General features: G+C 59.3%; 17 protein-coding genes and 8 pseudogenes. 18 read left to right on the top strand and 7 right to left on the bottom strand.

Translation table 11 applies throughout. The annotated features are described in order from the left end of the window. Positions 1-1,621: 1,621 nt before the first annotated feature. The gene (locus K307_RS36320; RefSeq protein WP_042885915.1) at positions 1,622-1,933 is read left to right on the top strand and encodes a DUF736 domain-containing protein; all 312 of its coding nucleotides are present in this window, start codon (positions 1,622-1,624) and stop codon (positions 1,931-1,933) included. Between the two features lie 650 nt (positions 1,934-2,583). Here the strand turns inward: K307_RS36320 and K307_RS36315 are convergent. Beyond that, complete coding sequence (locus K307_RS36315; protein WP_042885914.1) at positions 2,584-2,826, bottom strand: helix-turn-helix domain-containing protein; 243 nt, start codon at positions 2,824-2,826, stop codon at positions 2,584-2,586. 257 nt (positions 2,827-3,083) lie between these two features. On the opposite strand from K307_RS36315, the pseudogene K307_RS36310 reads away from it, so the two are divergent. The 5 genes and pseudogenes from K307_RS36310 to K307_RS36290 form a co-directional block, all read left to right on the top strand. Then, positions 3,084-3,429 (top strand): annotated as a pseudogene (locus K307_RS36310) (DUF2958 domain-containing protein). Positions 3,430-3,591: 162 nt separating this feature from the next. Next, positions 3,592-4,983 carry a GABA permease gene (gabP, locus tag K307_RS36305; protein ID WP_042885913.1) on the top strand — a complete coding sequence of 464 codons (1,392 nt, stop codon included), beginning with the start codon at positions 3,592-3,594 and terminating at the stop codon, positions 4,981-4,983. A 411-nt stretch (positions 4,984-5,394) separates the two neighbouring features. Continuing rightward, positions 5,395-5,823, top strand: a complete 429-nt coding sequence (locus K307_RS36300; protein ID WP_230626292.1) for a helix-turn-helix domain-containing protein — start codon at positions 5,395-5,397, stop codon at positions 5,821-5,823. A gap of 560 nt (positions 5,824-6,383) precedes the next feature. After that, positions 6,384-7,139: a DUF7011 domain-containing protein gene (locus K307_RS36295; RefSeq protein ID WP_042885912.1), complete on the top strand. Its 756-nt coding sequence runs from the start codon at positions 6,384-6,386 to the stop codon at positions 7,137-7,139. Between the two features lie 57 nt (positions 7,140-7,196). Beyond that, positions 7,197-7,999, top strand: a pseudogene (locus K307_RS36290) (DUF3363 domain-containing protein); the annotation flags it as partial. A gap of 35 nt (positions 8,000-8,034) precedes the next feature. On the opposite strand, the gene K307_RS36285 reads toward K307_RS36290, so the two are convergent. Next, on the bottom strand, positions 8,035-8,823 hold the full coding sequence (locus tag K307_RS36285; protein WP_042885911.1) for a nucleotidyltransferase domain-containing protein: 789 nt from the start codon (positions 8,821-8,823) through the stop codon (positions 8,035-8,037). Between the two features lie 84 nt (positions 8,824-8,907). Between K307_RS36285 and K307_RS48240 the strand changes: the two are divergent. Next, positions 8,908-9,072, top strand: a pseudogene (locus K307_RS48240) (DUF3363 domain-containing protein); the annotation flags it as partial. Positions 9,073-9,172: 100 nt separating this feature from the next. Here K307_RS48240 and K307_RS36280 read toward each other — a convergent pair. The 4 genes from K307_RS36280 to K307_RS48675 form a co-directional block, all read right to left on the bottom strand. Further along, entirely contained in the window at positions 9,173-10,015 is an 843-nt protein-coding gene (locus tag K307_RS36280; RefSeq protein ID WP_051975332.1) for a hypothetical protein, read from the bottom strand. Positions 10,016-10,160: 145 nt separating this feature from the next. Beyond that, positions 10,161-10,526, bottom strand: a complete 366-nt coding sequence (locus K307_RS36275) for an NUDIX hydrolase (protein WP_042885910.1) — start codon at positions 10,524-10,526, stop codon at positions 10,161-10,163. 6 nt (positions 10,527-10,532) lie between these two features. Beyond that, positions 10,533-11,372 (bottom strand): phytanoyl-CoA dioxygenase family protein, encoded by an 840-nt coding sequence (locus tag K307_RS46965; protein WP_080745356.1) that lies wholly within the window; start codon positions 11,370-11,372, stop codon positions 10,533-10,535. 552 nt (positions 11,373-11,924) lie between these two features. After that, positions 11,925-12,515 carry a hypothetical protein gene (locus K307_RS48675; protein ID WP_196251638.1) on the bottom strand — a complete coding sequence of 197 codons (591 nt, stop codon included), beginning with the start codon at positions 12,513-12,515 and terminating at the stop codon, positions 11,925-11,927. Positions 12,516-13,167: 652 nt separating this feature from the next. Between K307_RS48675 and K307_RS36260 the strand changes: the two genes are divergently transcribed. The 8 genes and pseudogenes from K307_RS36260 to K307_RS36240 all read left to right on the top strand — a co-directional run bounded on the left by K307_RS36260 (position 13,168) and on the right by K307_RS36240 (position 19,880). Continuing rightward, on the top strand, positions 13,168-14,112 hold the full coding sequence (locus K307_RS36260) for a LysR family transcriptional regulator (RefSeq protein WP_042885906.1): 945 nt from the start codon (positions 13,168-13,170) through the stop codon (positions 14,110-14,112). Further along, complete coding sequence (locus K307_RS50075) at positions 14,109-14,357, top strand: entry exclusion lipoprotein TrbK (protein ID WP_080745355.1); 249 nt, start codon at positions 14,109-14,111, stop codon at positions 14,355-14,357. The genes K307_RS36260 and K307_RS50075 overlap by 4 nt, the downstream gene beginning before the upstream one ends. Positions 14,358-14,594: 237 nt before the next feature. Beyond that, positions 14,595-16,570, top strand: a pseudogene (locus K307_RS36255) (conjugal transfer protein TraG). Continuing rightward, a pseudogene (locus K307_RS46945) lies at positions 16,567-16,770 on the top strand (CopG family transcriptional regulator); the annotation flags it as partial. The pseudogenes K307_RS36255 and K307_RS46945, both read left to right, overlap by 4 nt. Continuing rightward, positions 16,766-16,930 (top strand): annotated as a pseudogene (locus tag K307_RS46940) (TrbI/VirB10 family protein); the annotation flags it as partial. The pseudogenes K307_RS46945 and K307_RS46940, both read left to right, overlap by 5 nt. Next, entirely contained in the window at positions 16,927-17,193 is a 267-nt protein-coding gene (locus K307_RS36250) for a DUF2274 domain-containing protein (protein WP_051975331.1), read from the top strand. The pseudogene K307_RS46940 and the gene K307_RS36250, both read left to right, overlap by 4 nt. A gap of 127 nt (positions 17,194-17,320) precedes the next feature. After that, positions 17,321-18,595 (top strand): thioredoxin family protein, encoded by a 1,275-nt coding sequence (locus K307_RS44910; protein WP_063771729.1) that lies wholly within the window; start codon positions 17,321-17,323, stop codon positions 18,593-18,595. 655 nt (positions 18,596-19,250) lie between these two features. Then, on the top strand, positions 19,251-19,880 hold the full coding sequence (locus tag K307_RS36240; protein ID WP_063771728.1) for an acyl-homoserine-lactone synthase: 630 nt from the start codon (positions 19,251-19,253) through the stop codon (positions 19,878-19,880). 262 nt (positions 19,881-20,142) lie between these two features. On the opposite strand, the pseudogene K307_RS46935 reads toward K307_RS36240, so the two are convergent. After that, a pseudogene (locus tag K307_RS46935) lies at positions 20,143-20,463 on the bottom strand (IS6 family transposase); the annotation flags it as partial. Positions 20,464-20,631: 168 nt separating this feature from the next. Between K307_RS46935 and K307_RS36235 the strand changes: the two are divergent. From K307_RS36235 to K307_RS36225, 3 genes and pseudogenes are all read left to right on the top strand, one after another. Beyond that, positions 20,632-21,558 (top strand): annotated as a pseudogene (locus tag K307_RS36235) (transposase); the annotation flags it as partial. Between the two features lie 191 nt (positions 21,559-21,749). Further along, a complete protein-coding gene (locus K307_RS36230) occupies positions 21,750-22,403 on the top strand; it encodes a YdcF family protein (protein WP_051975329.1) in 654 nt (217 codons plus the stop codon). Continuing rightward, positions 22,400-23,476, top strand: a complete 1,077-nt coding sequence (locus K307_RS36225) for an NAD/NADP octopine/nopaline dehydrogenase family protein (protein ID WP_042885904.1) — start codon at positions 22,400-22,402, stop codon at positions 23,474-23,476. The genes K307_RS36230 and K307_RS36225 overlap by 4 nt, the downstream gene beginning before the upstream one ends. Positions 23,477-23,496 lie beyond the last annotated feature (20 nt).

Below are 23,496 nucleotides of genomic sequence, written 5' to 3'. Positions count from 1 at the left end.
AATAATTCAATTGACTTAATTCAATTGGTTGGGTTTGTGTATTTGTGATTTTGTGATTTGAGATTTTATTATGCATTCCATTTCGCTATTTTGCTTGTCATGGCGAAGAAATGCAGTGCATAACTCGGGAAAGCATATGTCGTCAGGAGCTTTGTGTGACAAAACTTATGTATTGTAAGTTTCTTTGCTGTATCGCATTATGGCCATGACTCGATTCCTGATTGCATCATGACGAGCTATTTGAATGCGTTTCAATTGAATATGAAAACGTTTCATGAAACCTTCGCGGCGGGTCAGGTATCGTTAAGCACCTGCTCCTGGGTAGAAAGAAGTCAGAGTGGAGGACATTAATGAAAATAAAATACGGATCCGTTTTGGATCGGTCAATTCTCCCATCTCAAATGTGTCTCGCAGCGGCGGGGACGCTCGCGGCACGGTTTGAAACGGGAAGCGCATTAAGGATACCGACCTTCACGCCACAATGACATCTCCACCAACATCCAAATCCGTGGTCGAGTTACCTAGGATTGAGTTGATAACTGTTACTGAGCTCGATCGCCTGGTGCGCTGTCTTCGGTGCCCGTATGACACAGATATTCATTATGATCACAGCGGCTCCTGGGTGATCAATTTTGCGATTGAAGGCAGGCAATATACGCTCGCGACCGTGCGCGGGGCGATACGGCGCTGGCGCCGACTTGACCCCGTGTTAGCCTTCTTGCAGGCTCATTGCTGCAGTAGTCGCAAAGTCAGATTACACGCGGGATCCTGGACGCTTTCGCGGGATAACCTGCGCGACGAAACACCGCACGTCCTCAGCACGCAAGGCCAACCCCAGAGCAATGCCGGCGAGAAGGGCGACGGTGCAGCTGATGACGAACACAAAGGGGATATCAAAGAGTTTGGCTAATAAGGAGCCAATAAGGGGCCAAGGACCATCAATGCAGGCTGCATGCTTCGGGCTGTTGCACAGGCAGTGCCTATCGTTTCATGCTGGCACTGCTGTTGGAGTGGGACGGCCCCCGGTATAGCGATCAGTACCCGGTGAAGCGGGCAAGGTCTCGGCCCCGCCGCAGCGGGGAGGGCGCGTGGACTACGCCCTGGCCTGCTGCTACAGGTTGTGCGAAAGCGTACCGTCCTCGACGCTAGCAATTTGTCGCCCACCGCGTCACGAAGGACGATTCGCGGATGCGCCGCCCGGCTCCTATGGACCTTTCTCGCCATGCCTCAAAGACGTCGCCGCAAGCTGCGGTAGGGGCATTCGCGCTTGTCGTTGATGGGGTGATCCTAACCCGCGGTGGGGCGCAATCCGGTGCAGCGGTCATGCGGGGATGCCGAGTCGGCCACGCCTCCTTTCGGCGAGATCGGCCCATGCGTCCTTTAGCTGTTGTGCATCCTGGCAGGGGCGCGGCTGCGCCTCGGTCTTCATGGCACCGCAACCCTCCGGCGCAAACAATTTCCCCGCCGCTGCGCGGCTTCCTCGCGCAGCAAATTGTTCGCGCCTCCAGGTCCTCCACTGCGTCTCGGCCGCAAGCGGTGCAACCAGCCCGGCCCCCACTCATCGGATCACAACAAGGACGCGATGGGCGCGACCTTGGTTAACCCGAAAGGAGAATGCATCATGGCCAACATTGGCAACTTCACCGCTCAGAGCGACGGCTTCACCGGCACGGTTCGCACCCTGACGCTCAACGTCAAGGTCAGGTTCATCCCCAACGACAAGGCGAGCGAGAACGCCCCCGACTTCCGCGTCCAGGCGGCCGGCGGCTACGACATTGGCGCGGCGTGGAGGAAAATCAGCCAGTCCGAGCGGCCCTACCTGTCCGTGACCCTCGATGATCCTTCGTTTCCGGCGACGATCTACGCCCGGCTGATCGAGGAAGACGATGGCACGCACAACCTGATCTGGTCGCGCAGCAAGCCGGCGGCCTGACGGTCGCCCCGAACGCCCCGCCATTGCGGCGGGGCGCACTTGCTAGCCGCAGCATCGCGCGCACGCCTACGGCGCGTCGCGCTCTTTCAAGATCGCCTCCAGCGTCTGGCGCACCTGCGCCAGACGCTGCTCGGCCTTTCGGTTGATTGAGTTGCTTACGGCTTCCGTGGGAATCCGCATTTGCAGACTCCCACAGATCAGGGGGACCACATCCGTGCCTTGCCTGGCTACCGCAATTCCGCTTCCATGCTTCTGTGGTTGCACGAATCCGACAGTCTTTGGATCCGTGCTTGTGTACGAATGCGCAGATCCGGCATCGCGTTTTCGCGCTTTGGCGGACACGCGTGTCATGCGTCCTCGGATTTCAGGGTCCTTACAATGGCCACGAGCATGGGAGGAGCCGCTAGTCAAATGCCGCTGCGCCGCATTCTGCCTATATCAGTCTGATTCAAGACGACGGCGGTCGAGATCGACGAATTTCGGCGTAGCATGGAAGGCCGTCAGCCAACTCCAGAGACCCCACAATATCGTGACCCTCCACGGCCTTCATTGCCGGCGACGATCTACGTCCGGCTGACCAAGGAAGAGGGGTATGCAGCGGACTGGGCTGGTCGCGCAGTCGAAGATATGGCCGCCCAATGAAGGGGCTCTCATAACCGCGCTTCGGCCATCAGTCTAGCCATCGTCACGCCAAGTGCTTCGGAGATGCGCTCAAGCCTAAGAATTGCGACGTTGTTGTCGCCGCGTTCCACCCGTCCCAGATAACTCACGTCGATTTCCGCGGACAGGGCCAATTGTTCCTGTGACATGCCTCGTTCTTTCCGGATGCGTCGAATCGCATCGCCGAGGGCGACAAGGGTTGGATTCTGGCGTTGACTGCTGAGATTTGGCACTCCCGCATCATTCAGATATGATGCGGTTTGTACTAGGGTACATGTACCCTATTGACGCTGTACGGGGGCGATGGCTACCGGGTCTTAGAGCGACGTAGCTTCACGCCGTCCCGGAAAGGTGCTCAACGCTTGTGCACGCTGCTTGCTGTAAACGCTGCCCGCACCGGACCGTGTTGGGATGTGACGACCCGCGATAGGGGCGTGCGCCCAGTATTGCCTTGCTCCGCGTGGAGCGAACTTTCCCGGAGGCTGCACTCATGAATCCAACCCTCATCACCGCAGAGCAACGCGCGCAATTGCTCGCAAACGGCCACGCGTATGCAAACGGAAAGGTCTGGGCCCACTGCGTGGTACGGCTGTTTACCCCAGATGCGCATGCCACCTGGCTACTGGCCGCGCTCGACCCGGCCGATGGTGACACCGCCTACGGCCTGTGCGACGTGGGTATCGGCACGCCCGAACTCGGCCATGTGAAGCTGTCCGACCTGGCATCCATCGTTGGGCCGCTCAAAAGGCCGATTCTTCGCGACCTGTACTTCCGGCCAACGCGGTCGTTAGGAGTACGCCCGGCTGGCACAGTCCAGTGGGTCGATCGTCGATTGATCGAGGCGGCAATCTGTACCCCATTGTTCGCGTCAATGCGATGCGGCATACCGTATTTGAGGTCAAGCCACCGCTGCATGCTGGAACGCGAGCGCGGTGAATTTCCATTCATTGGGGACCAAGAGCGGCTCGTGTAGGTCGCGCTTCACAGAGGAGAGAGACATGAACCCGTCAGGGAAAGGGCTGAGCCATGGACTCAAGCCGCGTCACGTCACGATGGTTTCGATTGCAGGCGTCATCGGCGCCGGACTGTTTGTAGGCTCCGGGCGAGCTATCGCCGAAGCCGGCCCGGCCGCGCTGCTGGCCTATGCCGTTGCCGGGCTGCTGGTGGTGCTGGTCATGCGCATGCTGGGCGAGATGGCTGTGGCACAGCCGGATACCGGATCGTTTTCGACCTACGCGGACGGCGCCATCGGACATTGGGCCGGTTTCACGATTGGCTGGCTGTACTGGTGGTTCTGGGTCCTGGTGATCCCGATTGAAGCGACAGCGGCGGCGGCAATTCTGAACGGCTGGTTGCCTGCCGTACCCCAGTGGATGTTTGCGCTGGCGATCACGCTCGCGCTGACCGGCACCAATCTGTTCTCGGTCAGGAACTACGGCGAGTTTGAATTTTGGTTCGCGCTCATCAAGGTGGTCGCCATCGTGGCGTTCATTGCCGTAGGCGGTCTGGCGGTGCTGGGTTTGCTTCCGGGGGCTCAGGTATCGGGCGTGGCGCGGCTGGTTGACTATGGCGGGTTCATGCCGAATGGCGCAAATGCTGTCATCGCTGTCGTCCTGACAACGATGTTCGCATTCATGGGGGCGGAGATCGTCACCATTGCGGCGGCCGAAGCGGAACACCCGGCCCGGCAAATCGTGCGCGCGACGCGATCGGTGGTGTGGCGCATTTCGCTGTTCTACCTGGGCTCGATCTTCATTGTTGTTGCACTGGTGCCGTGGAATGACCCGCTGCTCGTCACCCATGGGGCGTACCAGCGCGCGCTGGAGATCCTCGGCGTGCCGCACGCCAAGGCTATTGTCGACGTCATTGTTCTGATAGCGGTAATGAGCTGCCTGAACTCGGCGCTCTACACTGCCTCCCGCATGCTGTTCTCGCTGTCGACGCGGGGCGATGCCCCGAGCGGCCTAAGCCGGACTGCCGTGTGTGGCACACCGCGCGCTGCGGTACTGGTTTCCACCGCATTCGGCTTCGTGTGCGTGCTGGCGAACTACCTGATGCCAGAACGCGTCTTCGCGTTCCTGCTGGCTACCTCAGGCGCCGTGGCGCTGCTGGTGTACCTCGTGATCGCGATATCGCAGTTGCGCATGCGCGCAGTACTAGAACGACGCGCGGCAGAGCTGCCGCTGCGTATGTGGTGCTACCCGTGGTTGACGTGGTCGGTTGTCGTGGTGATTCTCGGTGTCCTCGCGGCCATGGTCTGGCATCCCGCCCATCGCATGGAAATTCTCGCGACAGCGACGCTGCTTGCCGGCGTGCTGGCTGGCGCTTGGCAAAATACGCGTAACCGGCGCGCAGACGGGCGTGCATTGGCAATGGATGACAGCCCGTGAACCGGCACTTTCGGCCCACGCGGTCGTGAGTACACCAGCCTGGCACTGGTCAATGGCTCGAAAGTCGACTGAGGGAACCGGCTCGCCCGCAGTGGCGGGACCGCAAGACCCACACGAAGCCGGGCACTGACCGACGGCGTATCAATGCCATTGCAAGGAGACCTGAACGTGACCACACTCCGAGAGCTGAATGAGAATCACCTGGACGCACCGGGCGGCGTCTTGCCGGTTCTGGCACGCACACTGAGCGCTTGCGACTACAACACCATGTCGCCTGCTCACTACGTGGCAGTACTGGCAGCTGTCGGATTCTCGCTTGCGCTCTGGCCCGTAGCTAAGTACGGCGCATGCCATGCACGATGGCGTGGCAAGCAGGCTGGCCATGTCGGTCGATAACGAAGGAGCAACGAAATGAACGCGACGGAAAACACGCCACCAGTACGCCTGCTGACCTCCGCCGAGCTGGCTGTCTGCATCAAGGTGTTCCGCGATGCCCGGCAATGGACTCAAGAGCAGTTGGCTGTGATCGCCGGGCTCAACGTGCGAACCGTTCAGCGCGTCGAGCAAGGCTGGCCCGCCGGCCCCGACACCTGCCGGGCGCTCGCCAGCGCGTTCGATTTCCTGGATATCGACGCGCTCAGCAAGCCATTCGCAATTCCACCTGAAGACGAACTCAAGGCTGGGCAGGAACAGTTCGACCACGAGCACGTCACCTTCGCGGCGATTCCGCTGACCACGGGTAAGCAGTTGGCCGAGCTGGCGCAGACCAGCACGATGGACATGTCGCAGCTGACTTCGAGATGGGCCGCGAAGCGGATTAGCGCTTCGAAGTGCTGCTGAAGGGGGGGCGGACCCGGACAGGCCGATGCCAGCTAACGTCCTGTATGTGATCGGGTTTCCGCTCGGCAAGGAACCCAAGCTATTCGCGACGCCAACGTCTTCCGACATCCGCCTGTAGGCGGAAGGGTCACGATCCACAATTGTCAGCGCGCCCCCACCGACGAAGGCATGGCTCAAGATGAAGAAAGCGGACGCGCACTGCGCACCTCGCTGGTTCCCTCCACGACTGATCTTGACTCGTAGCCCCAATCCATGGTCATCAATACGGCGGACCTTGCAGACGCAAGCCATTCTCGGTGCATTGTGGCTATTTCAGTCTGATTCAAGACGACTGCGGTCTAGATCGACATTCTTGCGCACGGCGGGGCGGTTTTGACCCAAAGAGACATGATTCACCGCGCGGCCAGCGGCAGGATGACCGGTGCCGCGCGTGATTTCCGCGCTGAGTGGCGGTCGCATCCGGACGATCTGCGCAAGGCTTCGGGGTCAATGATGTTGTGATGCATTTGTCCTCGCGCTTGATGTCCATCGCGACGTTCTTGCTTCACAGAAGGTTCGTCATGGCAGATCACAGCGCTGATTCATGGCTTCCAACCGCAGCGTATCTTTACGTTCTGCACCTGGACGGGCCAGAGTTGGCTTGGGAGTATCTGCGCCGTCATCCCGACTACCGGTGCGACTGGCTGTGCCGTCGGCGCCGGCCGGAGGCGGCGCATCGCTGGGGCCTTCGCCTGTTGGAAGACCCGTCTCTGGATGCGCGCGACGCGCATCCGGCCTGGTACCCTGACCATGACGCGGTGCTCCAACTCTACCCGGATGCCGACCCATCGCCCAATGCCAGCGCCTTCCAGTTTTGGCGCATTCCCGGCCAAAAGCATCTGATTCATGACGGCAAACGTCTGATACTGATGGCTCGCCGGCCCGGCAGCTGCGTACGGCTGGCGCTGGCGCCCGGGCTGGAGGATGGCATGGCCGTTGTCTATGCCGTCCGGCCCGGCGCCGCGCTTAGCGCGCGCTACGGCACGGTCGTGGCCGAGTGGGACAAGTTGGCGGAGGTTACCGAAGCTTCCCCGACTGTCGCTGCCCGGTCCCGGCCGGCACCCGCCGCACTGCTGGAACTGCACACCCTGCAAGCGCTCGATGCGACTCAGGCAAGCGCGTCCCTGCGCGAGATCGGGGAAGGGCTGTTCGGTTTAGATGCTGTGGCAACGGGCTGGCATGCCGACGGCGGCCTGCGCTCGCGCGTTCGGCGCCTGGTACGCCGCGGCCGATCGCTGATGCACGGCGGCTATCGCCGCCTGGCGCAGCTCGAGTGACCTCGGTAGGGTCGTTTTGCCTTCGCTGCAAAACGACCCTCTGCGCTGCGCTTTCCCGTGGTGGACGAGCTGTACAACAATGGCTATCTGGTTATCGATGGAATCGACGGCAAGGCGCACTATGTCGCGCTGCCGCCGCGCTCGGAGCTGGAGCAGTACCCGACCGGCGCGGTGGTGGAGGTGAAGGGCTCGGCCGATGTGCGCGCAGCCGACCGCAACATCGCCGCGCTGGCCGTCGATGGCGTGTACCGCACTGATCATCACTTGGCCGTCGCCCAGGGCCAGGCCGTGCCAGATCGGGAACCGAAAGAAGTCGTCTCGGCGCATGTCCGTAGGTTGGAAGCCTTACGCCGAGCCGGCATTGTCGAGCGCTTGGCCGAAGGCGTCTGGCGCGTGCCCGGCGACTTGGCAGAACGAGGCCCCAGTACGACGCGCAGCGTTTGGGCGGCAGTGTGGCCGTCGAGCTGAAATCGCACCTGCCCATTGAAAGGCAGGTCCGCGTGATCGGCGCGACGTGGCTGGATCAGCAGTTGATCAGAGGGGGCGAGGGGCTGGGCGACCTGGGCTTTGGCACGGAGGTCAAGGGCGCGTTGCGCCAGCGCGCCGATTTTCTGGCCGAACAGGGGCTGGCTGAGCGGTGCGGCGAGCGCGTGGTGCTCGCCCGCGACCTGCTGGTAACACTGCGCAGCCGCGAGCTAGCGGAGGCCGCAAAGGACATAGCGGCAGAGACCGGATTGGAACATCGGCCGGTGGCCCAGGGACAGCGTGTGGCCGGCATCTACAGGCGTAACGTCATGCTTGCTAGCGGGCGATACGCAATGCTGGATGACGGCATGGGATTCAGCCTGGTGCCATGGAAGCAGCGGTGAACATCCGCTTCTGTTGGTTGGTCCGCTTAGTAGCGTGAATGGGAAGCCAGGAATTCCTGGATCTGTGCCAGGCTCGGTTCGATCATCTGCAACTCGTCCGGCAGGAATGATGACCCGGCAAGCTCCGAGGTGGCGCAAAATAGCTCGAGCCCTGCCTTGACTCGGACGGAAAGACGGGCCTCCGTCAGTCCGATGGCCGTCCTCAGGAGCGTGGACCACCTGGAGGCCGAGCCCACTGCAGCCGTGATGTCATCGACGACGGTGTTGTCGCTGACCTCCAGGACCCTAAGGTACGGCTGCGCGACCCGCAACATGCCCCAGGAGCAACCGTGGGCGGCCTGGAGCATTCTTCCGGAATCCCCGGATTCGAGCCCGGCGACGCCCTTGTGCACCTCTTCCAGCCAACCGATCAATTCTAAGGCAGCCTCACGATGCGCGCTGACGATCATCTCGGCTGTCCACTCGAAGTTCCGGGCTTTGTCCCGCAGGTCTCTCAGGAACCCGTCTTGGTCGACCAAGGGGACGGAATGAGTCAGGCCAGTGAGATACCGGCAGACGCTCCGTGGGTCGACAAGGATCGCGGCCAGCGTCCCGCGGGACTGGATCTTCAAGATGACCAACCTGCCGCGGTGGCGGAAGATTCGCTGTCCGTCGGACTGAATGTCCGCAGAGCTGACGATAAGGTCCACGTCGCTCTGCGGCGCCGCGTTACCCCTGGCAAAGCTACCTGTCAGCATCACGCCGACGGTAGCCTCACCATACTTGCGGATGCCGATCGCCTGGACGAGATCGCGTAAGTCGAATGACTCACTCATTTCGTGCTACCTGACATAGTCGACGGCAGATCGCAACCACGGCGTGCTCCTTATGAATGAAGATTCCCAGCTCTAGCAGCGCCCTGGCGTGTGGTGGGCATCTACAGGCGCAGCGCCATGCTTGCTAGCGGGTGCTACGCGATGCTGGATGACGGCATGCGATTCAGCCTGGTGCCATAGAAGCCAGTGCTCGAGCAGCGGCTGGGGCAGCGGCTTACTGCGACGATAAGCGGCGGCGGGGTGTCTTAGGAGATCGGTCGACAGCGTACCCTTGTACTGCCGCAGTGACTCGACGCTGCAGCGGACTGCCTCGTTGCTCTACCTCGCTATCGAACAGCAGGCGAGTTGTCTACGCAAGGTAAATGTGAATCCCGCTCGCATCATCCCGTCTTTTGAGGTCGGGCCCGCCCGTAAGGGCGAATGCCTCAAATTCCCTGAGAACTTGCAACAATGCCAGTAGCCCGTGTTGTACGACTAATTGCATCGCCTCCGTGCTGGTCATCAATCGATAAGTGTCCCAGACACGGGATAGACCATCGCTACCCAGAACAACATGCGCTGGCGTAGGGATGACTCGCTGTTCCTCGACAGCTTTCATCGCACTCGCAGGGTTCAGCGTAAGTGCATTACTGGCCTCGTTCTTCTGTTGCTGGCAGCGGCGTTGCCAAAGACTGACAAGTTTTCGCCCCTCGAATCCAGAGAACGGCTTCCAAAGATCATACGTTGGTGACGATTGATTGGACATTGCGACGTGGTCTGTCTTAGGCAGTGGACCCAGCAAGATTTCCACGAAGCAATCGGCATAGCGAAAGATCGACATGTGCACCTGTCCTGCCGTTCTGTTGATCTCCACAATCATCGCGGCTGCTACCGGCCAAACCCATAGCGGCTGGGCGTTGCCACCGGTATGGCGATACTCATCCTGGAGGATCTGTAAGATGGTTTGCAATCGCGCCTTACTAAAGGGAGCGTTTCGGAATTGCTCCTGTAGCTGCTGGGCGAGGCGTCGCACGAACCATCCTGCGTCAGTGACGCTTTCATAGGTCGTAAACGGGGATGCTGTGAGGGGGGATGCGCCATCAATTGCCCACGCAAGTATTGAGTGCTCGCGGAGAAGGTATCCAACTACGTCCTCCGTTGGAATGTGCTCGTAGATGCCCTGGGATATTTGTTGGATCGTTGCTTGCATCATGGACCTTCTCTCAGCGGGGAGGCGGCTGTAGTTTGTAGCGAAGAACTGAGCTCGTGGCAAGCTGATTCGCCCGTATGCGAAGGGCATGCCGGATGAATTTTTGCGACAGCTTCACAGCGCTTGGATCTTAAGCGGGAATGCCCACTCAACGCTTTTGACAGAACTTCCAATAAAAATCCGGGAGCATTTCCGGCTTCTTTGCAGCTACGTCTATCCACTCATAAGCCGTATGCTCTTCGCTCAAAACGAGATCTCGACTGGTGAACTCGCATCGAAAGAACACAAGCAACACACGCTTTCCGGGAATGATCTCGCAGGATTGGCTTCCAACGTAGGCCGTCTTGGTAATAGCCAGGCCGCACTCTTCCTTTACCTCGCGAACCAGCGCTGACTCTAATCCCTCGCCGGCCTCCGGCCTGCCGCCCGGCAGTTCCAATTCGTCCCTTGGATTCTTGACGAAGAGAACCCCTCGCGGTCCTTGCATGATGGCCTTTACACTGACGGGTTCCATATCTGCTTAGCTCCTTATGGGCGCGTGCCCCCTTGAGTAGGCGGGTTCTACTACCAGCTGTCGCTGCCGTGGTGTGAGGTAGTCTGCGGAGAATGCCTGGACGCCGGGGGCTGAATAGTTTGGCGTGGCTGGCAACGCCGTAATTTCGTGATGCGCTGTCGGCTTCCTAAAATAGGAATGGTTGTTCATGAAACGTGCAAAGACCGATCGCCGTTGCCCGGAATTTGCCACCTTGCAGGTCCCGTGTACAAGCGCTTCTGAGAAGACCAAAGCATCTCCCGCCTGTAGGAAGATGTGCCGCAACAACGGATTCTCGGCGATGCTGCGGTAGCAGTCCGGAACTGGAAAGTTGGCGCGATGTGAACCTGGAACGCAGCAAAAATGGTTTTCGCTCGCGCCGATATCGGAAATGGCATACTGGACCGCGATAAGACCGCTGTGAATACGATGATTTCGTACCCAGTAATAGATCCCTTCATCAAACATATCGGCCCCATGATGCAGTTTTCCACCACTGCTGACGAATCGTTCGTCAGCACAAAACATATGGTCAAGTCTAAATTTTGATCTATAGACGATATCCAAGAAGCGATAGACAGAATCTAGGTCGATCAGATCGCGCCACTCCTTGCCCCAGTCAAAATTCACATCATGGAGAAAATGAGAGGTGAGATATTTTGACCAATATGCCTGCAAGCGCTGAAGATGAATTATGTCGATGGCGGCAGGAATTATGTCGATGGCGGCAGGAATAATGACATACCCGTTCAGGTCGAACTGATAAATATAATCAAGATCAGAGCGTGCGATGCCGGCATGGCCGGCACCAATGATTCCAATATTCATCGTGGCTTCTCCGGCTGCGTGTGTCCGAGGCGAGTTTTCACGCTTCATCCTTTTCACATATGGATTTATGGGATTTTGAGAATACATCTGATATTGCGGCTATCCCCGTGAGGTTTCGAATTAACCATTGCGTTGGCGAGTAACTTCCCGAAACCTACGGATAGGGCGCTACGCAGCGCCTACCGGAAGGACGGCCGACTACGTAGACTAGATGCATGCGGTCGTCGATAAGCGCTTCGGCCCAAAACTCCGACGGTGGAATGCAGTAGACATTGACATGCCCATATGCCGCGCCACTTACCAGTGCCTCCACAGCAATCCGAAAGTCTTCATGCACGTCGCGTGGCGGAGCAGGGAAGTCCACTGTGCCAGCGAAGGTTCGCAACTGCCAGACGACCGAGTAGCCAACTTGTGCCGCCCATTGGTGGACAGCAATGTAAGTAGAGCGACTGTGAATTTCCGTAACGCTGAAGGCTAGTGCTGTTGGGGGTGGCATGAGGCACGCGGAAAATAATGCAGCGGCCACGATGGCGCCGGATGACTTGTGTGATTTCATACCCTGCTGCCCATTCGGAGGGTATCCGTGTTCGCCCGCGCTGGCGAGTACGGAACCGAGCAGCGTCGCCCCGTAGGGTGCCCGACCACGTAAACCAGGCGCATGTGGTCGTCGATAATTGCTTCGGCCTGGAACTCCAACGGTGGTAAGCAGTAGACGTTGGCACGCCCATACGCCGCGCCACTTATCAGCGCCTTGACCGCCATCCAGAAATCTTCATGCACGTCGAGTGGGGGAGCGGGGAAGTCCACCGTGCCAGCGTGGGTTAGCGGCTGCCAGCTGACCGAGTAACCAACTTGTGCCGCCCACTCGTGGACCGCAAGGTAAGTAGAACGACCGTGAGCTTCCGTTACGCTGAAAGCTAGTGCTGCTTGGGGTGACATGAAGCAGATTGCTAATGAAGCGGCGGTCGCGATGGCGCTGGATGACTTGCTGGATTTCATACTCTGCTGTCTATTAGGAGGAAGAAAACATAAGTCTTGCAAACTGGTGCGCTCTCTCTCTCGGGAGACCTCATCGATCCTGACTTCAAGTCCTTTTGAATTGACGGAATAATTGCCGCAGAAGTTCCGTCGATATTTAGCCATCTTCTGTCTGAATGATTCCAATATCGATCTAGATTTTTAATTTGATGAAAAATCGACGGATCGAAACGTCATGAGTAACCAAAAAGCGGTATTCATGACGAAGGGTGCCATTCCTTCCTTCGCAATCGTTTCTCGTAAAAACGCCGAATTGTCGGCAAGTTTCCAGTATCTGTGCCTCTTCTTTGTCGAATTTCGGTCTTGAGTGGGTTGACATGCGTTCGCAATGAATGATCAGTGAAGACAGAATCACGTGGATCGCAGGATTCTGTTTCTTTGGGCTGCAATGAAAAAAAGGGGGGCAAATTTGACCCACCGGAGGGGTGCTTGAGAGCGGGCCTGTCCTGTCAAGGACAAGGCTTCCACGCAGTCGCACCCCTCACGTTTGCAGTGTTGTAAGGCGGATCGAGCGAGGCTCAAGTCATGGCGCTTCCGTGCGGCGTGACGAGGCAGATTGATGCGGTTGGTCGACGTCGGTTCATCCTTTGTGAAGGCGCCGTCGCGGTTGAATGCGTATCTGGCTGCGGTCTTCGCTCGTTCATGAGGAGATGTTGCATGCATGAGAGTCGGACCTATCGGCCACTGGTGAACCGCTTCTATCCGGATGCATCGCCCCGTGGGAGCGCGCATGCGTAGCAGGCCAGTGAGAGCCAGGATGGAGTTGCGTCATTTGCAGTGCTTCTTGGTCGTCGCCGAAGAGCTCCATTTCACAAGGGCTGCCGCGCGATTGCACATGGAGCAGTCGCCGTTATCACGCGCCATCAGGGAGCTGGAAGAAGACCTTGGCGTGCAGCTCTTCCAGCGGACCACGAGGAGTACACGGCTAACCCGTGCTGGCCGGATGTTTCAGAGGCATGTGCCGCGCATCTTCGCCGCGTTGGAGCAGGCGTGCGACAGCGTGCGAGGAGTCGCTAATGGGTTTCCCGACCAGTTGCGCATCTCCTTGTCAGACTGTTGCGCTCGGCCACGCTTGCCGGCTTTGCTTGCGCTGTGTCGACAGGAGGATCCAGAGGTGGCGCTCCGACTATTCGAAGTGCCGTTGTCGCAGCAGGTCAGGGGACTGCACGAGGATGTGTACGACGTGGGATTCTCCCTGACCAACGAAGTTGGCGATGGCATCGTCGCCCATCCACTCTGGAGCGAACCTATGGTGGTCGCGGTCCCGGCACGTCATCCACTACTCGCCTATCGGCATATTCCGCTGGACGAACTGCTGCGCTATCCGTTGGTCCTCTTTGATCCGCAAGCGTGCGAGGGGCAGGCGCGGCTGGTTGATCGCTTGCTGCGCCGGCTGGATCAGGAGCCGCTGGTCGCGGACCGGGTTACGTCATTCGACTTGATGCTGACCTTGGTGTCGGCCGGCCTTGCATTGGGTCTTGGCAGCGCATCACTTGTCTCCGCCAGCCGGGCATCGGGCGTGGTAGCGCGCCCGTTGGCAGGGCGGGTGCCCATGGTCACGACCTACCTGCTGCGCCTGGATGCCGAGCCATCACAGACGCTGGCTCGCTTCATCGAGCGGGTCACCCCTGTCGAGTCGCCGGCTTGTGGCAGCCCCGCCGATTGCACTCAACCTAACATCTCACAGGACGTTGAGACATGAACAGAACCGCACTGACCTTTGTTACCCTGCTTTTGGTGGCATGCGGCCCTTCCGGATCGCCTGACACCGTCGAATCGTTGGCTGCCAATCCCGAGCGGCTCAGGGAGCTGCGCCAGCGATGCAAGACGGACCGCATAAGGCTCGGAGACGTACTCTGCAATCGGGTGGCGGAGGCGACGAACCGACGCTTCTTTGGCGACGGCAATACACCTTACACTCCGTCGAAGGAGCGGCCCAGGTTCTGATCGTTGGGGCTTCGCCACGAGTTTGCCGCGTCTTTGCTCTGTACGCCATAACGCGCTGCAGCTTGCCGCATTGTCGTGGTGTTCGCCCTGGCGCGGACTCTTTTTATTTCCTTCACCTTTGTTCCGATAACGGTCTTTGACCGGCCCGTGATGTAACGCCGAATCTCATGCCTGAGGCACGCCGTTGTGCCGACTATTTTTTGCGAGGTGTCTGTGCAGGAGAGGGCGGAGGCTAAGATGCAAGGTCAAGGCGTGCTGCTTGGCCAGATTGCCGTCGTGTTCGGCATCGTGATTGCCGGCGTGTGGACCGCCACACAATGGACGGCCGCCGCCTTGGGGTATCAGGTACGCCTTGGCGCGCCCTGGTTTGATCTCTTGGGCATGCCGTTCTACCACCCATGGCGTCTGTTCGAGTGGTGGTTCGTCTACGATGCCTACGCGCAGCGCGTCTTCGATACCGGCGGTGCCATCGCGAGCGGCAGCGGACTGCTTGCCGTGGTGGGCGCCATCGGCATGTCGGTGTGGCGCTCGCGGCAATCGAAGCGGGTCACGACCTACGGCTCGGCACGCTGGGCGAAGGCTGTCGATATCTGCAAAGCCGGGCTAACGCGACCCGTCGGTGTGTTTCTTGGTCTGCATGACGGCCAGTACCTGCGCCACGAAGGGCCGGAACACGTTTTGACCTTCGCGCCAACGCGCTCCGGCAAGGGCGTGGGCCTGGTGGTGCCGACACTGTTGAGCTGGCCCGCGTCGGCCGTGATCCATGACATCAGGGGCGAAAACTGGCATCTCACTGCAGGTTGGCGAGCGCGCTTCTCCCATTGACTCCTGTTCAATCCGACCGTTTCCCAGTCGGCCGCTTATAACCCGCTACTCGAAGTCCGGCGTGGCGGGCATGAAGTGCGCGACGTGCAGAACATCGCCGACATCTTGGTCGATCCCGAGGGTGCGCTGGAGCGCCGCAACCACTGGGAGAAAACCAGTCATGCGCTGCTGGTGGGCGCCATCCTACATGTGCTCTATGCCGGCGAGGAGAAGACGCTACGCGGGGTCGCAAACTTCCTCTCCGATCCGGCGTGCCCCTTCGAACTGACGCTGCATCGAATGATGACGACGCGGCATCTGGGCGACGCGCCTCACCCCGTTGTTGTTTCGGCGGCGCGCGAGGTGCCGAACAAGAGCGAGAACGAGCGGTCGGGCGTGTTGTCCACGGCCATGTCGTCCTTGGCCTGTATCGAGACCCCACAGTGGCCGCGGTCACGTCACGATACGACTGGCGCATTGCTGACCTGATTTCCTCAGAGCATCCGGTGTCGCTGTATCTGGTAGTACCACCGTCAGACATCAGTCGCACTAAGCCGCTGGTGCGCCTCATCCTCAACCAGATCGGCCGACGGCTCACCGAGTCGCTCGATGGGAGCGACGGCATGCTTGACGAGTTCCCGGCGCCGGGCCGGCTCGATTTCTTCGAGGCGGCGCTGGCTTTCATGGCCGGCTACGGCATTCGCAGTTTCCTGATCGCGCAGTCGCTCAACCAGATCGACAAGGCCTACGGTCAGAACCACTCCATTCTCGACAATTGCCACGTCCGGGTGACGTTCACCACCAACGACGAGCGTACCGCCAAGCGCATCTCCGAGACGCTGGGCACCGCGACCGAACTGCGCGCACAGCGCAACTACGCCGGCCACCGGCTCGCGCCGTGGCTCGGCCACTTGATGGTGTCGCGGCAGGAGACGGCCCGGTCGCTGCTGACGCCGGGTGAGGTGATGCAGCTTCCGTCTGACGAAGCCGTGGTGATGGTGGGAGGCTGCCCGCCGATCAAGGGGAAGAAGTTGCGCTACTACGCGGACACCAATTTTAAGCGGCGCGTGCTACCGCCGCCCATGCTTGTGGCGAGGCGATATGCCGACGCACCACCGGCACGGCCCGACGACTGGAGCAGTTTGGCGAGCCCCGCCGTACCTGCCGCCCCGGCCGTCGTCGATGAGGCAAACAGGCAAGCCGCCACGACCGACGACCACGGCCCCCGTCGGCAGCCAGAGTTACCCGAGGTCGGGGCGTACAGCCTCGATCAACATACGCCAGCGAACGACCTCGCGCTGCTCGACGACGACGATCTGCCGTTGCCACTTCCCCGTGAGCTTGATTCGGCCATGCAGCGCACGGCCCGGATGGCGGCCATCGACCCGAACGACGGAATCGCGCTATGAGTCAATACCGCCTCAATCTGTTCATTGCGCCCGAGCACGCCAAGCGCCTGGACGAGCTAGCTACCAAGAAAGGCGTGTCGAAGTCATCCATCGTCGCCGCGGCGCTGGCGTCCTGGCTGTCGCCGGACGCCGGCGATCAGCGCGAGGCGGCCATCGCTAAGCGGCTGGATCGATTGTCCCGTCAGTTCGAGAAGCCGGAACACCGCGAACCAGGTCGGCCAGGAAATGACCCGGCGCAACCTCAGCATCCAGCCGACCCTGACGGCGCGGCCCGGCCTGCCGGTGCGCATCATTGTCAACCGGGATCTGGTGCTGCGGCCGTACCAGCCGCTGTTCATCAATCGAGGAACTTCACGATGAGCACGCCACCTAAACTGCGGCTGGGCCCGCTACCCAAGACCGAAAGCATCAAGCTGACCTTTGCCTGCCCGGCCAGCCTCAAGGCAGACCTCGATCGGTACGCAGCGCTACATGCACAGACCTATGGCGGGGCGGTGGATGCAGCAGCGCTAATCCCATACATGCTGGAGGCTTTCATGGCGCGTGACAGGGCTTTTCGGCGGGGTAGCGGTGACCACCAGACTTTTGCTCGCGCTGGCATGTCGACAGGCCAGCAAGGGTAAGGGCGGGATCTAGCGAGCCAATGCTCTATGCCTGGCAGACACAGGAGAGGGCGCTGACCTTGAGAGGTCTGGCGGCGCTGGGTATCCCCATCGATTTGACACGCTCCCAACTGAAGTGAGGGAAAGTATGACGATTAGCGAGACGACGCAGGCCACGTTCGACCACGACGTGCAGGGCGATATTCCCGTTCTGGTAGATTTCTGGGCGCCGTGGTGCGGGCCGTGTCTGGCACTGGCGCCATATCTGGAGACACTTTCGGCCGATTATGCGGGACGATTGAAGGTGCTCAAGCTGAATATCGACGAGGCGCCGGACGGCTGGGAGCATTTTGGCGTGCGTGCCATCCCGACGCTGGCGTTTTTCTCTGGCGGCAAGGAATACAACCGCCTGATCGGTCCATCGACGATGCGGCTGCGACTCATGGTGGAGAAATGGTTTGGCGAACTGGGGCTGACATCGCCTTCACTGGAGCGTGCATCTGTCGAGACCGGGGATGCGCCGTCCCAAACGGTTCGTCAAGAAGAGAAATGGAACAGTTTTGGCGGCGATGCGACTGTCAAGGCAGCCGGACTCGCGCGCCTGCGCGAATGTACCGAGGAAGAGGAATACCAACCGTCGACACGTCTGGCTGGCGACGAGGAGCAATTTGAAGCGATCGTAGGCGTGCCAGTGGCCTTAGGCGACCTACTTGGCATGCTGTATTGGATTGAATCCAACACCGATGAGCAGTCTGCGCGGGCGCAGACGCTTGAGATCGTCGACGCTATGCCGGTTGGGGCCGATCTGGGGGGAGTCGCAGCCAAGGTGCTATACGACCTGCTATACATATCCCCATGGGAGATCACGCAGTACTTTGCCAACGGTGTTGCGAGCAATCTCAGTATGCAGATCAAAAGGCTGCATCAGCGAGAGCACGCCGGCGAACGCGTTGCATTGGCAGACTGGGAAGCCCTGCAGCGCGAGGCAGTGCTATTGATTGGGTCTGGCCTGGATTCACGCAAGAGCGTGGAACTCGAGCGGCTGGCTGTATCGTTGATCGATGCAGGCATGGCAAGGGACGTGCTGCCGTTAGTGATCGAATATGCAACGCGCGACTATCGGCAGTATCCGGATTGGGGCGAGGCGGAAGCGACTAGCGTCGCAGCCATGCTTCAGGAAGATTATGAGAGTGTTCAAGAGACACTGGGTGATCCGCCGAAGGAAGAGGGCCCTGCCCGCGATGAGTGGTTGGCGCAACTGTCCGAACGCCTGCAGACCCGTGAGCGCGAACGTCGCGCGGAACAGCCAGACTTGTGGGCGCGCTATGATGCCTGGTGCGACTTTGAACAGGCAACTATGACCTCGATCTGCGCACATGTCGCGGCCGTTCTGCTATCGCTACTGTGCGGGGGCGCGAAGTAGCCGGCCCATCGCGCGATCGCTACATGGATCTCATCGACCCCGGCGTCCGCAACCTGGCGCTGGCGGCAAATCGCCTTGGGAGGCGTACACAGTTATATCCCTAGGTAAACCAGAATAAGACGACCGCTGACAATGGTCCGACCACGTCCCTGCTATGGTGTTCTGGCCTCCTCGGCCGCTTTCCTCCCCGTGAATGACCCCGCCACCATGGCAGGGTCAAATTATTTTCGCCCGCTTTTTGGATGGCCGCTCGCGCAGCCGGGGCGCGCACGGCCGTCGGCGGAAGCTGCAGCGTGTTCGTACTTCAACCGCTGCGCACGCCCTTGTGGGTCGGCGCACGGCGGACGCCCAGCCGCGTAGAGCTGAGTTGGAACAACTGGTACCCGGCTGTCTGTTTGAACCCATGCGCGACCAACTTGGCCGCATCGATGACCTGGGCAAGAAAATCCACGACCAACGCTTAACTTGGCGGCTGCGCCAATCTCGCTGAGATCTTCGCGCATCGGCTCGCGATCTAACCGATCGTGCCCATCAGACCCCTCAGTTTTGACGGTTGCTCCAAGATCGGAAGAGGGGGTCTAATCAGGGCACAGCAGAGAGTTGGGGGAATAGCGTGCGTATTATCTCAGGGGACTCGACCCACTTGCAGCCAGCCATGATGACGCGCCTTGCGCGTTATCGGCACGAAGTCTTTGTGCAGCGCCTGGGCTGGACACTCCCTTGTCCCGACGGCCTCGAACTCGACCAATTCGATCGTGAAGATACAGTATACCTGGTGGCGCTAAACAAGTGCACTGGCGCGATTCGTGGCTCGGCGCGCTTGATGCCGACCACGCGGCCCTACTTGCTTCGAGAGATATTTCCGGTACTGCTCCACGACGCGCCTGCGCCGACGTCTGCGGACATCTGGGAATTGTCACGCTTTGCGGTGGTGGACCTCGAGGCGCCAGCGTCGGCACGCAGCGGGCAGTTTTCCTCGCGTGCTGCCACCGCACTGCTGCGCGCGACACTGATTTGCGCGGCGGAACTCGGCGCACGCGGGCTGGTGTCGGTATCCCCGATCGGCGTAGCGCGTCTCCTCAAGCGTGCGGGCTTCGTTGTCCAGAGCGGGCCGCCTGTCACGATGGGCGGGAAGCGTCTGTTTGTTTGCCGTATCGATGCGTTGCAATCCCCCGGGGGAAGGGACACCTTGTGTCAAGGGTCACTGTGCCTGACGGGCGCCATCTCGGCCAACGGTCGTCAGATTCGGCTCAACCCGCATCAGGTGGCAGAGCTCGCGCGATGAACGAGATCCTGCTCCTGGCGCTCGTCAGCCTCATGATGAATTCCTCTGCGGAATGCCCAAGTGCCGTCGACAGACCGGGGGCAAAGCCGCCGTCCGAGCATGCGGCGCCTCGGCGGCCGGTCCGCGAGACACGTCAATGTGGTGTGCCGCACCGCGACCGACCCAGCGACCCAGGAGACGGGACGACCCGCTAGCGGGGACCGACACGATAGCGTTGCCATGGGCGCGGGCATGGTGCCCACCACCAGTCCACATCCGTTCTCAGGAAGTCGATGGTATTGCCCGCCTTATCGACCGCCCGATACAGATATTTCCACTGATCGCGTACCAAGATGTAGTCTCATCCATGCGCCAGCTCTTGCCCGCCGGGCGCTTGCGATGACGAAATACCTTGTGTAGTGCCGGCAGCAGCTTGAGCGCCCAGCGGTGCACGGTCGAGTGATCGACTGAGATGCCACGCTCGGCCATCATCTGCTCCAGATGGCGCAGGCTCAGCGGATAGGCGACGTCCCAACGCACGCAGCAGCATCATGTCCAGCGGGTAGTGCAGACGCTTCAATACCTTTGCAACTTCGTTGTTCATGACCGTTACCCACACGTGCTGAATTCGACACCGGTACCTTCTACCGAAGGCTTACTGCGACAAAACCCGAACGCGTACTGCGCGATCCGCTGGCAGTGCTGGCGACCCGGATGCCATGGAGCAGCATTGAGGCAGCCCTGGCGCCGGTGCTTGCGCGCAAGGCGAACGAGGGCCAAGGTGGTGCAACTGGCCAAACGCTCCGGCATTCAGCTCAAGCAGACCTTTGCCAGGGAAGGCAAGTCGTTGCGATTTCGTGCGGGTGGTTATGCGCATGCCAAGCAGTTCAAACGGCTGAGAACCGTGCTCAAGCGTCAGCGCACCGTGCTCGGCCGCGTACTACGTGATATCGAACGCAAGATGACGACGCTCGCGGAGGTTCAGCAAGAGCGTCTGCGTCCCTGGCTCGAACGCGCTCGCCGCATTGCGCAGCAACGCGCCAAGGACAAGAACAAGCTCTATGCTCTGCACGCACCCGAGGTGGAATGTATCGCCAAGGGCAAGGCCCGTCAGCCCTACGAGTTCGGCGTGAAGGTGAGCTTGGCGATCACCGCCAATCACGGACTCATCGTCGGTGCGCGCAGCTTCCCTGGCAATCCATACGACGGCCATACGCGCACGCCCAACTGGAGCAGACCACCCTCCTGCTGCAGGACCTGCCCGAAGCGCCCAGACCCCGCACTGCCATCGTTGACCTCGGTTACCGCGGGGTCGATGCCGAAGTGGCGCCAGTGAAGATGATTCATCGCGGCAGGATCAAAACCATGAATCGTCGCCAGCGCAGAATGCTCAAACGTCGCCAAGCGGTCGAGCCTGTCATCGGTCATGTCAAAGCGGATCACGGCATGCGCCGGAACTGGCGAAATCGGTGACGCCGTCCACCCGATCCTCTGTGCTGCAGGCTTCAATCTCCGCTGGCTGCTGCGGGCCATTGCCCGCCTGGGCATCCGCGGACCTTTTTTGCGTCTTGACTCTACTCACAGGCATGGCTCTGTTCGCCAGAGATGCAGCCAATCGACTCTGCCCGCCCGCCGCAGTCGCTTGATGGGGCGCCACTGGAATTATCCACCCTTCATTCAGGCTGAGCTCACAGACTGAATTCTTCAGGTCAGACTATCTAAATTGGCGGGTTATATTTTACCGATATGGCGCGTAGTATCCAAGGAAAAATCTCCAGACTTCCATCATATGGTAGTTACCTGCGCATAGGATCAAAATAAATGGCCTATACGTTATAAAGAAATAGGCGATGAGATTGACATCAATCCAAAGAAATTATTGAGAGTGTGATGACCATCGACAAGAGCAGCATGGGTTCCTTAAGTGAATCCAGCAATCGCATCAAGTTAATTGATTATATATCTCCAGACACAGAAACGTTCGGGTGTGAGTTTGCTCTCATGTTCGGTAGCCGGCATGCTCAAGCTGAACTGGTTGACGCCGCATTGGAGCTCTTTCACTCCGGATACTACGAGACCTTGATCATAGCGGGAGGGAAAACCAGAAATCGCGCAACCAGCGAAGCGAGTGAGATCGCAGAGCGGCTGATTTCCGCAGGCCTGAGCAGCACAAGAATAATACTGGAAGAAGATTCATCCAACACCGCCGAAAACGTGCGATACGCGCGCAACATAATGACGAGCCGTAGTGTTCGGGAACTGCTTCTAATCGGAAAGATATACGCCAAGCGCCGGTACGTCATGACCATAAAAAAGAATTGGCCGGAGATCGAGCGAGTTTCGTGCTTCGCAGTTAACTATTTTGGTGTCAGTCGGGCTCAATGGTGGAAATCTCCGACGCTAAGGATGCGAATCCTGCAGGAGGCCAGGAAGATCGAAAGATATCTGGAAATGGGCTACCTCTCTGAAGTAGACGTAATTGAGCGCGAATTCAGACTGTGGTCGCTGTCACAACCACTAATGTCTAACAAGGAAATGCGATGAAAATTGGAATCATTGGCGCTGGCCATGCCGGCCTCGCACTGGGGGCCCTGCTGCTTCGGTCCGGAAAGCATGAAGTACGTATCTATTCGGCCCCACGCCATAGTGCGAAGCTGTCTGCGATAATGAACGGAGGCGGCCATATGCGATTCGTAGATCAGCCAAATAGTGAAACAATGATTCTCCGCCTCACGAAAGATCAAATTGTGAGCTCGATATTGGAAATTATCGAATTCTCCGAAGCGATCTACAATACGACGCCGGTCACCGCACACGACCAGATTTTTCATGAACTACTCGCGGACCCCAATTCGCGATTGCGCTACCTGACTTATATCAACTTGGGCGGTGGCTTCAGTTTTTTCGCTCATCAGGTTTCACAACGTGCCAAGGGGAGCGCGGTCAACATCGGTACATTGCATACCCTTCCATACGCAAGTCGGGTCGACGGGAGCCAGGTAACAATACTCAACTACCGGAAGACGACCGAGATCTCGTTCAGTTCCGGCCGTGATAAGGAACAAATAGCGATCCTCTCTTCGATTATTAGCGGGTCTCTGGAACTGGACGCTGACGCCCTGCACATGTCTTTAGACCGCTCCAGCTATGTGATGCACCCAATCATCACTATCTTTAACATCAAAAAAATCGTTTCTGGGGAGCACTTCCATTTTTATAGTGATGGTTTCTGCCAGCCGATCCAGGATCTCCATTTACAGGCTCATCACGAGCGTCAGGCCCTCGCTCGGGCCCTTGGCTATACGGACTACCCGTCACCTGAAACGCGTCTTCAGAGTTTCATGAAGGCATACGGTAGCGATTTCAGCACGATCAAAGGACCATCCTCCCCACAGCATCGATATTTGATGGAGGACATTCCATACGGTTTGGTACCAATTGTCGACCTTGGCCGAGCGTTGGGAATTGAAATGCCTGTGTGCCGCTCCATCGTCGACCTAGGGAGCGCAATTGCCAAGACCAATTTGTGGGCCTCTCCATATCGGCTCCACGAAAACTGCCCATTGCGCGATGAGTTCCTGCGCGAAAGGGACATCGTTTCGGGAATGCGGGTATGATGGGTCGGAAATGTGTACTT

This window comes from Cupriavidus necator A5-1 (genome assembly GCF_000744095.1).
Classification (GTDB): domain Bacteria; phylum Pseudomonadota; class Gammaproteobacteria; order Burkholderiales; family Burkholderiaceae; genus Cupriavidus; species Cupriavidus necator_A.
The sequence above is the reverse complement of the archived record's forward strand: the minus strand, read 5'-3'. Positions and strand labels throughout refer to the sequence as shown.

What these genes read in the sequence shown, in the direction of transcription:
- K307_RS36320 (WP_042885915.1), top strand. Translation starts at nt 1,622, where the DNA reads ATGGCCAACATTGGCAACTTCACCGCTCAGAGCGACGGCTTCACCGGC.
- gabP (WP_042885913.1), top strand. Translation starts at nt 3,592, where the DNA reads ATGAACCCGTCAGGGAAAGGGCTGAGCCATGGACTCAAGCCGCGTCAC.
- K307_RS36300 (WP_230626292.1), top strand. Translation starts at nt 5,395, where the DNA reads ATGAACGCGACGGAAAACACGCCACCAGTACGCCTGCTGACCTCCGCC.
- K307_RS36295 (WP_042885912.1), top strand. Translation starts at nt 6,384, where the DNA reads ATGGCAGATCACAGCGCTGATTCATGGCTTCCAACCGCAGCGTATCTT.
- K307_RS36285 (WP_042885911.1), bottom strand. Translation starts at nt 8,823, where the DNA reads ATGAGTGAGTCATTCGACTTACGCGATCTCGTCCAGGCGATCGGCATC.
- K307_RS36280 (WP_051975332.1), bottom strand. Translation starts at nt 10,015, where the DNA reads ATGATGCAAGCAACGATCCAACAAATATCCCAGGGCATCTACGAGCAC.
- K307_RS36275 (WP_042885910.1), bottom strand. Translation starts at nt 10,526, where the DNA reads ATGGAACCCGTCAGTGTAAAGGCCATCATGCAAGGACCGCGAGGGGTT.
- K307_RS46965 (WP_080745356.1), bottom strand. Translation starts at nt 11,372, where the DNA reads ATGAATATTGGAATCATTGGTGCCGGCCATGCCGGCATCGCACGCTCT.
- K307_RS48675 (WP_196251638.1), bottom strand. Translation starts at nt 12,515, where the DNA reads ATGGCTAAATATCGACGGAACTTCTGCGGCAATTATTCCGTCAATTCA.
- K307_RS36260 (WP_042885906.1), top strand. Translation starts at nt 13,168, where the DNA reads ATGGAGTTGCGTCATTTGCAGTGCTTCTTGGTCGTCGCCGAAGAGCTC.
- K307_RS50075 (WP_080745355.1), top strand. Translation starts at nt 14,109, where the DNA reads ATGAACAGAACCGCACTGACCTTTGTTACCCTGCTTTTGGTGGCATGC.
- K307_RS36250 (WP_051975331.1), top strand. Translation starts at nt 16,927, where the DNA reads ATGAGCACGCCACCTAAACTGCGGCTGGGCCCGCTACCCAAGACCGAA.
- K307_RS44910 (WP_063771729.1), top strand. Translation starts at nt 17,321, where the DNA reads ATGACGATTAGCGAGACGACGCAGGCCACGTTCGACCACGACGTGCAG.
- K307_RS36240 (WP_063771728.1), top strand. Translation starts at nt 19,251, where the DNA reads ATGATGACGCGCCTTGCGCGTTATCGGCACGAAGTCTTTGTGCAGCGC.
- K307_RS36230 (WP_051975329.1), top strand. Translation starts at nt 21,750, where the DNA reads ATGACCATCGACAAGAGCAGCATGGGTTCCTTAAGTGAATCCAGCAAT.
- K307_RS36225 (WP_042885904.1), top strand. Translation starts at nt 22,400, where the DNA reads ATGAAAATTGGAATCATTGGCGCTGGCCATGCCGGCCTCGCACTGGGG.